This is a genomic window from Mycobacterium gastri (assembly GCF_002102175.1).
In the GTDB taxonomy this organism is placed as follows: Bacteria; Actinomycetota; Actinomycetes; order Mycobacteriales; family Mycobacteriaceae; genus Mycobacterium; species Mycobacterium gastri.
In genome coordinates this window covers 83,503-97,655 of the sequence record NZ_LQOX01000106.1, presented here as the reverse complement: position 1 = coordinate 97,655, position 14,153 = coordinate 83,503, and the positions used below count along the sequence as shown (strand labels likewise).

At 66.9% G+C, this 14,153-nt stretch carries 15 protein-coding genes; 11 read left to right on the top strand and 4 right to left on the bottom strand.

Annotation, left to right across the window (positions count from 1 at the left end; all coding sequences use genetic code 11):
- The first annotated feature begins 88 nt into the window (after window positions 1-88).
- The gene (locus AWC07_RS12645) at window positions 89-2,614 is read left to right on the top strand and encodes an FtsK/SpoIIIE family DNA translocase (protein ID WP_036417679.1); all 2,526 of its coding nucleotides are present in this window, start codon (window positions 89-91) and stop codon (window positions 2,612-2,614) included.
- Between the two features lie 15 nt (window positions 2,615-2,629).
- Here the strand turns inward: AWC07_RS12645 and AWC07_RS12640 are convergent, their stop codons facing one another.
- Entirely contained in the window at window positions 2,630-3,163 is a 534-nt protein-coding gene (locus AWC07_RS12640; protein ID WP_036417681.1) for an amino-acid N-acetyltransferase, read from the bottom strand.
- Window positions 3,164-3,247: 84 nt separating this feature from the next.
- Here AWC07_RS12640 and pgsA point away from each other — a divergent pair, with 84 nt between their 5' ends.
- From pgsA to pspM, 4 genes are all read left to right on the top strand, one after another.
- On the top strand, window positions 3,248-3,820 hold the full coding sequence (pgsA, locus tag AWC07_RS12635) for a CDP-diacylglycerol--glycerol-3-phosphate 3-phosphatidyltransferase (protein ID WP_036417683.1): 573 nt from the start codon (window positions 3,248-3,250) through the stop codon (window positions 3,818-3,820).
- Between the two features lie 163 nt (window positions 3,821-3,983).
- The gene (gene clgR, locus AWC07_RS12630; RefSeq protein ID WP_036417689.1) at window positions 3,984-4,313 is read left to right on the top strand and encodes a transcriptional regulator ClgR; all 330 of its coding nucleotides are present in this window, start codon (window positions 3,984-3,986) and stop codon (window positions 4,311-4,313) included.
- 147 nt (window positions 4,314-4,460) lie between these two features.
- A complete protein-coding gene (gene pspA / locus AWC07_RS12625; RefSeq protein ID WP_036417685.1) occupies window positions 4,461-5,282 on the top strand; it encodes a phage shock protein PspA in 822 nt (273 codons plus the stop codon).
- A 9-nt stretch (window positions 5,283-5,291) separates the two neighbouring features.
- On the top strand, window positions 5,292-6,107 hold the full coding sequence (gene pspM, locus AWC07_RS12620) for a phage shock envelope stress response protein PspM (protein ID WP_036411123.1): 816 nt from the start codon (window positions 5,292-5,294) through the stop codon (window positions 6,105-6,107).
- A gap of 14 nt (window positions 6,108-6,121) precedes the next feature.
- Here pspM and AWC07_RS12615 read toward each other — a convergent pair whose 3' ends face one another.
- Window positions 6,122-6,562: a limonene-1,2-epoxide hydrolase gene (locus AWC07_RS12615; protein ID WP_036411124.1), complete on the bottom strand. Its 441-nt coding sequence runs from the start codon at window positions 6,560-6,562 to the stop codon at window positions 6,122-6,124.
- 73 nt (window positions 6,563-6,635) lie between these two features.
- Here AWC07_RS12615 and AWC07_RS12610 point away from each other — a divergent pair, with 73 nt between their 5' ends.
- Window positions 6,636-7,790, top strand: coding sequence for a glycosyltransferase (locus AWC07_RS12610; protein ID WP_036411126.1), 1,155 nt, complete (start codon window positions 6,636-6,638; stop codon window positions 7,788-7,790).
- Window positions 7,791-7,820: 30 nt separating this feature from the next.
- Entirely contained in the window at window positions 7,821-8,015 is a 195-nt protein-coding gene (locus AWC07_RS12605) for a DUF3046 domain-containing protein (RefSeq protein ID WP_036411128.1), read from the top strand.
- A 94-nt stretch (window positions 8,016-8,109) separates the two neighbouring features.
- On the opposite strand, the gene AWC07_RS12600 is transcribed toward AWC07_RS12605, so the two are convergent.
- Window positions 8,110-8,760 (bottom strand): (2Fe-2S)-binding protein, encoded by a 651-nt coding sequence (locus tag AWC07_RS12600; protein ID WP_036411130.1) that lies wholly within the window; start codon window positions 8,758-8,760, stop codon window positions 8,110-8,112.
- Between the two features lie 182 nt (window positions 8,761-8,942).
- On the opposite strand from AWC07_RS12600, the gene recA reads away from it, so the two are divergent.
- The 4 genes from recA (at window position 8,943) to AWC07_RS12580 (ending at window position 12,799) form a co-directional block, all read left to right on the top strand.
- Window positions 8,943-9,995, top strand: coding sequence for a recombinase RecA (gene recA / locus AWC07_RS12595; RefSeq protein ID WP_036411745.1), 1,053 nt, complete (start codon window positions 8,943-8,945; stop codon window positions 9,993-9,995).
- Complete coding sequence (gene recX, locus AWC07_RS12590; RefSeq protein ID WP_036411743.1) at window positions 9,961-10,482, top strand: recombination regulator RecX; 522 nt, start codon at window positions 9,961-9,963, stop codon at window positions 10,480-10,482. The genes recA and recX overlap by 35 nt, the downstream gene beginning before the upstream one ends.
- A gap of 90 nt (window positions 10,483-10,572) precedes the next feature.
- Window positions 10,573-12,201, top strand: coding sequence for a tRNA (N6-isopentenyl adenosine(37)-C2)-methylthiotransferase MiaB (miaB, locus tag AWC07_RS12585; protein WP_036411741.1), 1,629 nt, complete (start codon window positions 10,573-10,575; stop codon window positions 12,199-12,201).
- A complete protein-coding gene (locus AWC07_RS12580) occupies window positions 12,185-12,799 on the top strand; it encodes an Rv2732c family membrane protein (RefSeq protein WP_036411739.1) in 615 nt (204 codons plus the stop codon). The genes miaB and AWC07_RS12580 overlap by 17 nt, the downstream gene beginning before the upstream one ends.
- Here AWC07_RS12580 and AWC07_RS12575 read toward each other — a convergent pair.
- Window positions 12,796-14,142: a DUF349 domain-containing protein gene (locus tag AWC07_RS12575; protein ID WP_084293448.1), complete on the bottom strand. Its 1,347-nt coding sequence runs from the start codon at window positions 14,140-14,142 to the stop codon at window positions 12,796-12,798. The two genes, AWC07_RS12580 and AWC07_RS12575, sit on opposite strands and share 4 nt — an antisense overlap.
- Window positions 14,143-14,153: the final 11 nt, after the last annotated feature.

Genomic DNA, 14,153 nt, shown 5'->3' with positions numbered 1-14,153 from the left:
GGTCACGAGGCGAGCACGGGTTGGAGAAGCCGGCGTTACCAGTGTGGCATGTGGTGCAGAAGATGCATTTGCGACTAGGCTTGCCGGCATGGCCAATCGGACCGTTGCCCGCTCCGGAAGCAGAACGAGCAGGTCAAAAGCCACTTCGCGGGGGGCGACGCGCAGTGCGTCGCGGTCGGCTGCGCCCAGAAAGCCCCCGAGCAGGCCGGTCAAGCGGGTGAGTCGGCCCGCTCGGCGGCGCAACCAATCCCTGCTGGTGTTGACCGGGCTCGCCTGCGGCCGGGCCATGCGCGCGACCTGGCTGATGGCGGCCAAGGGCACCGGGGGAGCGGCGCGGTCGATCGGACGCGCGCGTGACATCGAACCCGGACATCGTCGCGACGGTGTGGCGCTGGTTCTGCTGGGCCTTGCCGTGGTCGTCGCCGCCGGTTCGTGGTTCCACGCCGCGCGGCCCGTCGGGGCGTGGGTCGACGCGGTGCTGCGAATACTCATCGGCTCGGCCGTCGTGCTGCTGCCCATCGTCCTCGTCGCCACGGCCATAGTGCTGATGCGGACCGAGCCCAATCCCGACACCCGTCCCCGGCTGATCCTGGGATCCAGCCTGATCGCGACATCTTTCCTGGGTTTACGGCACTTGTGGGCCGGGTCACCGGAAACCCCAACGTTGCGCGGGCACGCGGCCGGGTTCATCGGTTTTGTGATCGGTGGGCCGTTGTCGGACGGGCTGACGGCGTGGATCGCCGCACCACTGTTATTCATCGGTGCGCTGTTCGGGCTGCTACTGCTCACCGGAACCACGGTCCGCGAGGTGCCAGACGCCCTGCGGCGCATCTTCGGCACGCGGCTATTCCAGCGTGACTACTTCCAGGACCACGAATACGAGCACGAATACGACCAGGGCTGTGACGACTTCGCGGGCGACGACGCGGACACCGTCGAGGTTGCGCGCGAGGATTTCTCCGACGGCTACTACGACGAAGTCCCGCTGCGGCCGGAGAGCTGCCCGCCTTCTGACGATGACGTACCGACCGTTCCCGAACCGGCGGTCGGGCGCGGCCGCAAGCGCAGCCCCAAGAAGCAGGACACCCAAGCACTGGACCGCGTCGTCGAGGGTCCCTACACGCTGCCCTCGCTGGACCTGCTGGTGGCCGGCGATCCACCCAAGAAACGCAGCGCGGCCAACAACCACATGGCCGCCGCCATTGGCGAGGTGCTCACCCAGTTCAAGGTCGACGCGGCCGTCACCGGCTGCACCCGCGGCCCCACCGTCACCCGCTACGAGGTCGAACTGGGGCCCGGCGTCAAGGTGGAGAAGATCACCGCGCTGCAGAAGAACATCGCCTACGCCGTGGCCACCGAGAGTGTGCGGATGCTGGCCCCGATCCCCGGCAAGTCGGCCGTCGGCATCGAGGTGCCCAACACCGACCGGGAAATGGTGCGGCTGGCCGACGTGCTGACGGCGCCGTCAACCCGCCGCGACCACCATCCGCTGGTGATCGGGCTGGGCAAGGACATCGAAGGCGACTTCATCTCGGCCAACCTGGCCAAGATGCCGCACCTGCTGGTCGCCGGCTCCACCGGATCCGGCAAGTCCAGCTTCGTCAACTCCATGCTGATATCGCTGTTGACCCGGGCCACCCCGGAAGAGGTCAGGATGATCCTGATCGACCCGAAGATGGTGGAGCTGACGCCGTATGAAGGCATCCCCCATCTGATTACGCCGATCATCACCCAGCCGAAGAAGGCCGCGGCCGCGCTGGCCTGGCTGGTCGAGGAGATGGAGCAGCGCTACCAGGACATGCAGGCGTCGCGGGTGCGCCACATCGACGACTTCAACGACAAGGTGCGATCCGGCGCGATCACCGCGCCGCTGGGCAGCCAGCGGGTGTACCGGCCCTACCCCTACGTCGTGGCGATCGTCGACGAGCTGGCCGACCTGATGATGACCGCCCCGCGTGACGTCGAGGACGCCATCGTGCGGATCACCCAGAAGGCGCGGGCGGCTGGCATTCATCTGGTGTTGGCCACCCAGCGCCCGTCGGTCGACGTGGTTACCGGCCTGATCAAGACCAATGTGCCGTCGCGGCTGGCGTTTGCCACGTCGTCGCTCACCGACAGCCGGGTAATCCTGGACCAGGCGGGTGCGGAAAAACTGATCGGGATGGGCGATGGCCTCTTCCTGCCGATGGGCGCCAGCAAGCCGGTCCGGCTGCAGGGCGCCTACATCACCGACGAGGAGATTCACGCCGTCGTCACCGCCTGTAAGAACCAGGCCGAACCCGAGTACACCGAGGGCGTCACCACCGCCAAGCCCAGCGCCGAGCGCACCGACTCGGATGGTCGGGACCCGGACATCGGCGACGACATGGACGTCTTCCTGCAGGCCGTGGAGCTGGTGGTGTCCAGCCAGTTCGGTTCCACCTCGATGCTGCAGCGCAAACTGCGGGTGGGTTTCGCCAAGGCCGGCCGGCTGATGGACCTGATGGAGACGCGCGGCATCGTCGGGCCCAGCGAAGGGTCCAAGGCGCGTGAGGTGCTGATCAAGCCCGACGAGCTGGCGGGGACGCTGGCATTGATCCGGGGCGGCAGCGGCGCCGACGGCGACCCCGAGTAGCGCCTGCTCGCGAACTCACAAGACCAGCAGCATCCGCGAGTTTCCCAGAATGTTGGGCTTGACATAGCTCAAGTCCAGGAATTCGGCGACCCCGAGGTCGTAGGACCGGCACATCTCCTCGAACACCTCGGCGGTGACCGGCGTGCCCTCGATCTCGGTAAATCCGTGCTGGGCAAAGAATTCGGTCTCGAAAGTCAACACGAACAGCCGCTCCAGCTGAAGTTCGCGGGCAACCTCGAGCAACCGGTCGACGATCGCGTGGCCGATGCCGCGACCCGTCATGACGGGGTCGACCGCGACGGTACGGATTTCCCCGAGATCGGCCCACAACACGTGCAGCGCCCCGCAACCGACTATTTTTTTCGGGTTGCCTGGGTCGCTGGGGTGTTCGGCCACCCAGAATTCCTGCACCGCTTCGTAAAGCGTTACCAGGTTCTTTTCCAGCAGAATCTTTCCCGCATAGGTGTCGACAAGTTTCTTGATCGCAGGCACGTCCGACGTGCGGGCGCGCCGGACTACCAGTTGGAAATCCCGCGGACTTTCGGTCACGGGAGAACAGTATCGACATCGGCGACGGACGGGCTGGTCAACCGTTATTCTGTTGCCGTGCCCGGGCAGCCGCAAACAGGTCAGATGCCAGGAACCGCCCGTATTGCCAACCTCGCCAATATTCTGACCGGCCTGCGGCTGGTGTTGGTGCCGATTTTCTTGTACGCACTGTTCTTTGACGGCGGCCACCAAACCCCGGCCCGAGTCGCGGCCTGGGCGATATTTGCCGTTGCCAGCATTACCGACCGGTTCGATGGCTTGCTGGCCCGCAACTACGGTATGGCGACCGAATTCGGCGCATTCGTCGATCCGATTGCCGACAAGACCTTGATCGGGGCGGCGCTGATCGGCCTGTCGATGTTGGGCGACTTGCCGTGGTGGGTCACGGTGTTGATCCTGGCCCGGGAGGTCGGGGTGACGGTGTTGCGGCTGGCCGTGATTCGCCGCGGTGTCATTCCCGCCAGTTGGGGCGGCAAGCTCAAGACCGTGGTCCAGGCGGTGGCGATCGGCTTGTTCGTGTTGCCACTCTCGGGCGCGCTGCACACGGCGGCGGTGGTGGTGATGGCCGCTGCCATCGTGCTTACCGTGGTGACCGGTGTCGATTACGTGGCATCCACAGTCAGGGAGATTCGTGCGGGGAGCCGCGGGGCCAAGTAATCGGCGTTAATTGGGTACTTCGGGATATTTCCGGGTAGTCCGTGCTCCTCCGGTGCCCGGGAACCGCATCGCCCTGCTCGGCGTTGACCTAAGGACCATTGCGATCGGGTTGCGATCGGGTGTGGTTGAGATGTCGGTGCGTGACCGGATGAAGGAGAGCACGATGGCGTCATTGGTGCGCGAGGTCATTGGCGACGTGTTGCGCGGGGCTCGGACTTCGCAGGGCCGGACGCTGCGGGAGGTGTCCGATTCAGCGCGGGTGAGCCTCGGATACCTGTCGGAAGTCGAACGCGGCCGCAAGGAGCCTTCCAGCGAGCTGCTCAACGCGATTTGCGTGGCGTTGGAGGTTCCCCTGTCGGAAGTCCTCATCGTCGCCGGCGAGCGGTTGGCCGGCGAGGAGCGTCCCGCACGTGTCCCGTCGGTGGCTGGTGCCAGCATCGGCGTCAGCACCAAGGTGGTCATCCCTGCGGTCGCGTCGCTGGCGGTGGCCTGAGCATCACCGGGGCGGAAGTTGGTGCCGGCCAGTTATGCAACCACGGGTGGGGAGATCGGGCCTGACCCGATAAATTGAGCGGCAGGGTAAGCGGTGGGCGATGCAGCGCCCATCCGGCACACAAGAAAGCGAAGGCGGAGCTAACCGATGGCCAATCCGTTCGTCAAGGCGTGGAAGTACCTGATGGCGCTGTTCAGCTCCAAGATTGACGAGTACGCCGACCCCAAAGTGCAGATCCAGCAGGCCATCGAGGAAGCGCAGCGCACCCATCAAGCGCTGACTCAGCAGGCGGCGCAGGTGATCGGCAACCAGCGGCAGCTGGAGATGCGGCTCAACCGGCAGCTGGCCGATATCGAAAAGCTTCAGGTCAATGTCCGTCAGGCGCTGACGCTGGCCGACCAGGCCACCGCGGCCGGCGACGCAGCCAAAGCGGCCGAGTACAACAATGCCGCCGAGGCGTTCGCCGCGCAGCTGGTGACCGCCGAGCAGAGCGTCGAAGACCTCAAGACCCTGCATGACCAGGCGCTCAACGCCGCCGCTCAGGCCAAGAAGGCGGTCGAGCAGAATTCCATGGTGCTGCAGCAGAAGATCGCCGAACGCACCAAGCTGCTCAGCCAGCTCGAGCAGGCGAAGATGCAGGAGCAGGTCAGCGCATCGCTGCGGTCGATGAGCGAGCTCGCGGCCCCGGGCAATGTGCCCAGCCTCGACGAGGTACGCGACAAGATCGAACGTCGCTACGCTACCGCGCTTGGTCAGGCCGAGCTTGCGCAATCGTCGGTGCAGGGCCGCATGCTCGAAGTCCAGCAAGCCGGCATCCAGATGGCCGGTCATTCCCGGCTGGAACAGATCCGAGCGTCGATGCGCGGAGAAGCTTTGCCGGCCGGGGGCACCGTCAGCCCCGGCGCCACCCCGGCCACACCTGCCGCCGAGGGCGGCGGGCAGATTACCGAGAAACCGTTCGGCCAGTAAGGGCGTCAGATGGCGGTCAAGTCGGCTCAGTGTGGGCGGCGGCGTGCGTTGCTGCCGCGTTGGCTCGACATGGTCGCCGAGATATTCGACTTCGCTGCGCGAAAGATCAGCGCCGCCACCGACCCGCGGGCCCGGTTGCTTCGCCGCCGCCGCCGTGCGCTGCGCTGGGCGCTGATATTCAGCGCCGGATGCGTGTTCTGGGCGGCGGTGACGGCGGTGCTGGCGGCCTGGGGCTGGTTCGCGTTGCTGCTGCAGATCACCGGCGCGATCGCGGTGGTCCAGGTCATCCCCGCGACGCTGCTGTTCTTCCGCTATCGCTGGTTGCGTGCCGAGCCGCTGCCGACGCCGCGGCCAGCCAACACGCGCCGGTTGCCCCCGCCCGGTTCGGCGGCCCGGCCCGCGATGTCGGCGCTGGGTGCCTCCGAACGCGGGTTCTTCTCGTTGTTGGGTGTGATCGAGCGGGGCGCGATGCTGCCGGCCGACGAGATCGCTGACTTGACGGCCGCGGCCAACCAGACCTCGGCGGCGATGGCGGCGACGGCGGCCGAAGTGGTGTCGATGGAGCGGGCGGCGCAGTATTCGCAATCGTCGCGGTCGCATCTGGCGCCCACCATCAACGCGTTCACCGCGCAGCTCAGCGCCGGCGTCCGTCAGTACAACGAAATGGTCACCGCCGCAGCGCAATTGGTCTCGTCGGCCAATGGCGGCGCGGCGGGTGAGCCGGGATCACAACAGCACTACCGCGAGGAGCTGGCCGGTGCCACCGATCGTCTGGTCGGTTGGGCGCAGGCTTTCGACGAACTCGGCGGGCTGCCCCACCGGTAGCGCTTGCCGCTTGCCTACAACGTCGTCCTGAGCTGTGGGATCACCAGTGCGGCCAGACCGCGTACCAGCGCCTTCGTCATGTCGTAGAGATCCACGTAATCCCGCCAAAGGGTGATTCGGCCGTCGTGCACTTCGAACACGCCGCAGACCCAGAACTGCAGCCGCAGCGGTCCGAGGATCAGCGCGTCGGTCCGTTCGGTGAGTACCGCTGCGCCGTCGGCGGCGATGCGGTGGATCTTGACCTCGAACCCGAGGCGCCCTTGCATCTTGCGGAGCAGCTTCACCGTCCGGCGGCCACCGCGGATCCTGGAAAATCCCACGTTCTCATAGATGAGGTTGTCGTCGAATGCCGCTGCTACGGCGTCGAAGTCCTCGTTCTGCAAGGCATTCAGGAAACCCTCGACCGTGCGGATGTTGTCTGCAGTTTCGGGGGTGGTCTGGGTCAGCTCGGTCATGATTGCCAGCCTAGGCGAGCGCGGGGGAGCGTGGGCGAGCGTGGTGACCGGGCGCTGTGGCAGGGTAGGGCCGATGCGCGTCGCCGTGGTCGCCGGGCCGGATCCCGGGCACTCGTTTCCTGCGATCGCGCTGAGCCAACGCTTTCAGGCGGCCGGGGACACACCCACGTTGTTCACCGGCGTGGAATGGCTGGACGCCGCACATGCGGTCGGGATTGACGCCGTCGAATTGGACGGTTTGACGGCCACCGACGAGGATCTGGACGCCGGGGCGAGGATTCATCGAAGAGCTGCGGAGATGGCGGTGCTCAATGCGCCGGCGTTGCGCGAACTGGCACCCGACTTGGTTGTTTCCGATGTGATCACCGCCTGCGGGGGCCTGGCCGCGGAGCTGGTGGGTATTCCCTGGATCGAGCTCAACCCGCATCCGCTGTACTTGCCGTCGAAAGGTCTGCCGCCGATCGGCAGCGGGCTGGCACCGGGCACGGGAATCCGCGGCCGGCTGCGCGATGCGACCATGCGGGCGCTGACGGGACGGTCGTGGCGTGCGGGTCTGCGACAGCGTGCCGCCGTCCGGGTCGAGATCGGGTTGCCGGCAACCGATCCCGGGCCGCTGCGGCGGCTGATCGCCACGCTTCCCGCGCTGGAGGTGCCGCGGCCGGACTGGCCGGCTGAGGCCGTGGTGGTGGGCCCGTTGCATTTCGAGCCCACCGATCGGGTGCTGGCGATACCACCGGGCTCCGGGCCGGTCGTGGTCATCGCGCCGTCCACCGCGGTGACGGGGACCGCCGGACTAGTCGAGGTCGCGTTGGAGTGCCTGATGCCGGGCGACACGCTGCCTGAGGGCTCGCGGGTGGTGGTCTCCCGGCTGGGGGGCGAGGATCTGCCGGTGCCGGCCTGGGCGGTGGTCGGGCTGGGAAACCAGGCCGAGCTGTTGACGCATGCCGACCTGGTGATCTGCGGTGGCGGTCACGGGATGGTGGCCAAGACGCTGCTGGCCGGGGTTCCCCTGGTGGTGGTACCCGGCGGCGGGGACCAGTGGGAGATCGCTAATCGGGTGGTACGGCAGGGCAGCGGCCGGTTGGTCCGGCCATTGACCGCCGAGGCGCTGGTGGCCGCGGTGAACGAGGTGCTGTCGGCGCCCGGGTACCGCCAGGCCGCGCAGCAGGCTGCCGGCGGCATCGCCGAGGTCGCCGATCCGGTCCGGGTGTGCCATGAGGCGCTTTAGTGCGGTGACTCGCTGGGTATCTTGACTGGCGTGCGGTTGACGGAGTTCCACGAGCGGGTCACCCTGCGATTCGGTGCCGCTTACGGCGCATCCGTCTTGGCGGACCATGTGTTGACCGGCTTCGGGGGGCGTACCGCGGCCCAGGCGATCGAGGACGGTGTCGAACCCCGCGACGTTTGGCGGGCGCTGTGCGCCGACTTCGACGTCCCTCGCGACCAGTGGTGAGTTTGTGGGTTTCGAGTCTGCGTCCAGCGCGTCCGAGTGGGCCCGGCACACGCGCTCACCGCAGATTCGATGAGCTGGCCGCAGACTCGCCTCGCTACAGCGGGCAATCGCCGCAGGTGCCGCCCCCCGGCACGCGGTAGAAGAGGCAGCAGCTGCGACGCCTGAAGTCCAGCCCCGTGACCACGCCGGTTCCGGCCAGAACGCCGGTGTCCAGTAGGCGGTTGGTGGTCTCGACGAGCGGCCCACGCAAGTCAGGCCGTGCCGAGAGCAATGCCCGCGAGGCTCCGACGAGGGCTGATGCGATATTGCCGGACAGCAGGGCAGGTGCAACCTTGACCCGCAGGCCGGCCGCGAGCGGTTCCATATGGTCCTGTACGACCAGACGGTACAACCTGGCCGGGAGCTCCGGGAAAGACGGGACAGCGTCTCCGACAGGTTCGGGCAGTCGTAACTGCGCTCCGTCGTCGGCGCGTTGCAGGTCGCGCAGGTCCGGAAGGACGCCGTGGGCCAACGCACAGGCGAGAACGGGTGACCACAGCCGGGCGGCGTGGCCGAGGTGAACCAGCGAGGCGCCGATCCGCGACTCCGTGGTGCGGTAACGGGTGAGGGTGGTGTCGATCAGGTCCGCGAATCCGGCGGCGTAGAAATGGGCTACCGGACGCCATCCGGTGTCGTCGCCGCCCACGGTCGGCGCGAAAAACCCGCCATAGGCCGATATTTCGGCCAGCTCCGTGGAGATGTTCATGTGCTTTCGGTCAGTCGGTATCAAGCGATGTCGGCGCGTCCGGCGTGTCAACTTGAATCGAACAGGTGTTCGGCTACTGTGGTGACCATTGGCGAAGATGTCGACTTGTCGGTGGCCTTCTCTAGTGTCACGGCCAACCGACCGATACCGGTCAACCGAACACCGACTATAGGAGAGGCACCATGGCGCAAGCCCCCGACCGTGAGAAAGCTCTCGAACTGGCGATGGCCCAGATCGAGAAGAGTTATGGCAAAGGCTCGGTGATGCGCCTCGGCGACGAGGTGCGTCAGCCGATTTCGGTCATTCCGACCGGATCCATCGCCTTGGACGTCGCCCTGGGCATCGGCGGCCTGCCGCGTGGCCGGGTGGTGGAGATATACGGCCCGGAGTCCTCGGGCAAGACCACCGTCGCGCTGCACGCGGTGGCCAATGCGCAGGCCGCCGGCGGCGTCGCGGCGTTCATCGACGCCGAGCACGCGCTGGATCCGGAGTACGCCAAGAAGCTCGGCGTCGACACCGATTCCCTGCTGGTCAGCCAGCCGGACACCGGTGAACAGGCACTCGAGATCGCCGACATGCTGATCCGCTCGGGCGCACTCGACATCGTGGTCATCGACTCGGTGGCGGCGCTGGTGCCGCGCGCGGAACTCGAAGGTGAGATGGGGGATAGCCATGTCGGGCTGCAGGCTCGGCTGATGAGCCAGGCGCTGCGGAAAATGACTGGCGCGCTGAACAATTCGGGAACCACGGCGATCTTTATCAACCAGCTCCGCGACAAGATCGGCGTCATGTTCGGATCACCCGAGACGACAACCGGCGGCAAGGCGCTGAAGTTCTACGCGTCGGTGCGCATGGACGTGCGACGGATCGAGACGCTCAAGGACGGCACCAACGCGGTCGGCAACCGCACCCGGGTCAAGATCGTCAAGAACAAGGTGTCGCCGCCGTTCAAGCAGGCCGAGTTCGACATCCTCTACGGCAAGGGCATCAGCAGAGAGGGCTCGCTGATCGATATGGGCGTGGATCAGGGCTTTATCCGCAAGTCCGGGGCTTGGTTCACCTACGAGGGCGAGCAGCTCGGCCAGGGTAAGGAGAATGCCCGCAACTTCTTGATGGAGAACGCCGACGTGGCTAACGAGATCGAGAAGAAGATCAAGGAAAAGCTTGGCATTGGCGCAGTGGTGACCGATGACCCCTCAAATGTCGACGTCTTGCCCGCCCCCGTCGACTTCTGAGCCATCCCGCGAAGAGCAGGCGCGGGCATTGTGCCTGCGCCTGCTCACCGCGCGATCACGGACTCGCGCCGAGTTGTCCGGCCAGCTGGCCAAGCGCGGATACCCCGACGACGTCAGCAACCGGGTCTTGGATCGGCTGGCCGCTGTTGGTCTGGTGGACGACACCGGCTTCGCCGAACAATGGGTGCAGTCCCGGCGGGCCAACGCGGGAAAAAGCAAGCGCGCGTTGGCTGCTGAGCTGCACACCAAGGGCGTCGACAACGACGTAATCACCACGGTGCTGGCCGGGATCGATTCAACCGCCGAGCGGGAACGGGCCGAGCAACTGGTACGGACCAGGCTGCGGCGGGAAACGCTGGGCGACGATGACACGCGGGTCAGCCGCCGGCTGGTGGCGATGCTGGCCCGTCGCGGCTATAGCCAGACGGTTGCGTGCCAGGTGGTGGCCGCCGAGCTGGCCGCAGAACGGGAGCGCCGGCGCGTCTAGGGCCGGCGCCGAGTCCCGATGCGCCCTGCTAGGCGTGGGGCCGCGCCATCCGGCCCGGCGCCAACCGGCCGGTCGCCGTACCATGACCCCGTGACTTCGACGGTGGCGCAGCGGGCCGATGCTGCCAATGTGGCGGGCAACGCCGCGCCCACTGCCGCACGTTCCTACCAGGTCCGCACCTACGGCTGTCAGATGAATGTCCACGACTCCGAGCGTTTGGCGGGCCTCCTCGAAGCTGCCGGCTACCAGCGTGCAGCCGACGGTTCAGATTTTGGAGACGCCGACGTCGTGGTGTTCAACACCTGCGCCGTTCGCGAGAACGCCGACAACAAGCTGTACGGCAACCTCAGCCACCTGGCCCCGCGCAAGCGCACCAATCCAGACATGCAGATCGCGGTCGGCGGTTGCCTGGCCCAAAAAGATCGCGACGTGGTGCTGCGCAGGGCGCCGTGGGTCGACGTCGTCTTCGGAACCCACAACATCGGATCGCTGCCGACATTGCTCGACCGGGCCCGGCACAACAAGGTCGCCCAAGTCGAAATCGCCGAGGCGCTGCAGCAGTTCCCGTCGTCGCTACCGAGTGCTCGCGAATCCGCTTATGCCGCTTGGGTTTCCATCTCGGTAGGCTGCAACAACAGCTGCACCTTTTGTATTGTTCCGTCGCTGCGCGGCAAGGAAATCGACCGCAGTCCCGCCGACGTCCTGGCCGAGGTGCGGTCGCTGGTGGACATAGGTGTGCTCGAAATCACGCTGCTTGGACAAAATGTCAACGCCTACGGCGTCTCGTTCGCCGACCCCGCGTTGCCGCGCAACCGGGGCGCGTTCGCCGAATTGCTGCGCGCCACCGGCCGCATACCGGGCTTGGAACGAGTCCGGTTCACCTCCCCGCATCCCGCCGAGTTCACCGACGACGTGATCGAGGCGATGGCGCAGACACCCAATGTCTGCCCGGCGCTGCACATGCCGCTGCAATCCGGGTCGGACCGGGTGTTGCGCGCGATGCGGCGGTCCTACCGAGCCGAACGCTATCTCGGCATCATTGAACGGGTTCGTGCCGCGATGCCGCACGCCGCCATCACCACGGACCTGATCGTGGGCTTTCCCGGTGAGACGGAGGAGGACTTCGCGGCCACTCTCGATGTCGTGCGCCAGGCCCGATTCGCGGCCGCGTTTACCTTCCAGTACTCCAAACGCCCTGGTACTCCGGCCGCAGACTTCGACGAACAACTGCCGAAAGCCGTTGTGCAGCAACGCTATGAGCGGCTCATCGAGTTGCAGGAGCAGATCTCGCTCGAGGGCAACAGAGAGCTCGTCGGCCAGAGCGTCGAGGTGTTGGTCGCTACCGGTGAAGGACGCAAAGACACCCGCACCTCCCGCATGAGCGGGCGGGCACGTGACGGGCGACTGGTCCATTTCCGAGCAGGCGATCAGCACGTTCGTCCCGGCGACATCATCACCACACAGATCACCGGCGCCGCACCGCACCATCTCATCGCCGACGCGGGCATCACTACTCACCGCCGCACCCGCGCCGGCGACGCCTACGCTGGCGGACAGCGCGCCGGCGACACCTACACCGGCGGAGGGCGATCACCCGGCGTCGGGCTCGGAATGCCCGGTGTCGGACGGCCCGTCGCCGCCGATCCCGTGGGTTGCGGCTCCGGGTGCGGCCCGACGGACGATCCGGGAAACGGGTCTTTCGATGAACGGAGCAGTTGACGTGGCCGACTTCGATGCCTACCGGTCCGAAATCGAGGCGGCAGAGCGCCGGGTAACAGGTGAGATCGAGCCTGGCGCCAGGGGTTTCGTGGTCGCGATCCTGGTGTTCGTGTTGGTGGGGTCGTTCATCTTGCCGCACACCGGCAGCGTGCGGGGATGGGATGTGCTGTTCAGCAGCCACGGCGCCGCCGCCGCTGCGGTGGCGTTACCGTCACGGGTCTTTGCCTGGTTGACACTGGTTTTCGGGGTGGGCTTCTCGATGTTGGCCTTGATGACGAGGCGATGGGCGCTGGCCTGGATCGCGCTCGTCGGGTCGGGACTGGCCAGTGCCACCGGCCTGTTGGCGGTGTGGTCGCGCCAGACTGTCGCCGCGGGTCACCCGGGGCCGGGTATCGGGCTGATCGTGTCGTGGATCACCGTGATGCTTCTGACGTTTCACTGGGCACGGGTCGTATGGCAGCGCACCATCGTGCAACTCGCTGCCGAGGAACAGCGTCGCCGCTTGGCGGCGCAGCAACAATCCCAAACACTGTTGGACAGCCTGGACGAGCCCGACGAACCCGGTGCCGGGACCGCTACCGACGGCAGGGACCGCTAGGACCTGCGGCTCAGCGCGTCGGCGGCAGCTTCGGCCCATTGCCGCCACTGTTCGGCGTTCGCTTTGGCCTCTTCGGCTTCCTTGGTCCTGCCAGCGGCGGCCGCTTTCGCGGCCTGCTGCTCGAACTGCTCGGCCCGGGCGCGGAATTGTTCGGCGCGTGCCTGGGCCTGCGGGTCGGCCCAATCCGATTCGCCGGCGTCGCGCACCTTTTTCTCCACCGCGCGCAGGCGGCGCTCCAACTCGGCGGATCGCTCCCGCGGTACTCGGCCGATCGCGTCCCACTTGTCGATAATGGACCGCAGCGCCGCCCGGGCCGCGTCAAGGTTGCTGGTGTCGAGCTTTTCGGCCTGGGCTAGCAGCGCTTCTTTGGCCGCAGCATTGGCTTGCAGCTCGGCATCTTTTTCCGCGGTCGCGGCGTTGCGGGCGGTAAAGAACGCATCCTGGGCGGCCTTGAAACGACGCCACAAGGCGTCATCGACGTCCTTGCTGGCCCGACCGGCGGCTTTCCATTCGGTGAGCAGCTTGCGGAATTCCGCACTGGTGGCGGTCCAGTCCGTCGAGCCGGACAACTCCTCGGCGTGCTCGCAGAGCCGTTCCTTGGTCTGACGGACACCGGAACGCTCCCGGTCGAGTTCGGCGAAGTGGGATCCGCGCCGGCGGTTGAAGGTCTCGCGGGCCGCCGAATACCGCTTCCACAGTGCGTCGTCGACTTTGCGATCCAGACCGGTGATCGTCTTCCATTCGTCGAGGATCGCCCGCATCCGATCACCGGCGGCCTTCCACTGGGTGGAGTTCGCCGCCAACTCCTCGGCTTCGGCGGCCAGTGCCTCCTTGCGCGCGGTCTGTGCGGCACGGTGCTCATCGCGTCTGGAGCGATCCGCCGCGACCACGGCCTCGGCCCGCTCCCGAAGGGAGTTCAGCCTTTCCGCGAGCGCCTCGACATCGCCCAACACGCTTGCCGTAGGCAAGGTCTCGGCCACCGCCATGGTGTTGGCCCGGATTTTGCGGGCATCCCCGGTGCCCGAGGCCAGCCGCTCTTCCATCAGCGTGACCTCGGTGCTCAGGTCGTCGAACCGCCTGCCGAAATGCGCAAATGCAGCTTCCGGATCGCCCGCCTGCCAGGTGCCGACAACGCGCTCGGCGGCCGAGGTGATCAGCCACACCGTGCCGTCGTCGTCGACACGCCCGAAGCGGTGCGGATCGCTGTGCGGGGGTGCTGCCACCGGGTGCCGGACGGGCCGCGACACCGGACCCGGGCGCGGTCCCGGACGTGGCACGGGGCCTGGAACCGGCCTCGAAACCGGCGGGTGCGGATCGCTGCTGCGGGGCTCGTCAGCCGTCATTTCTCGTCACC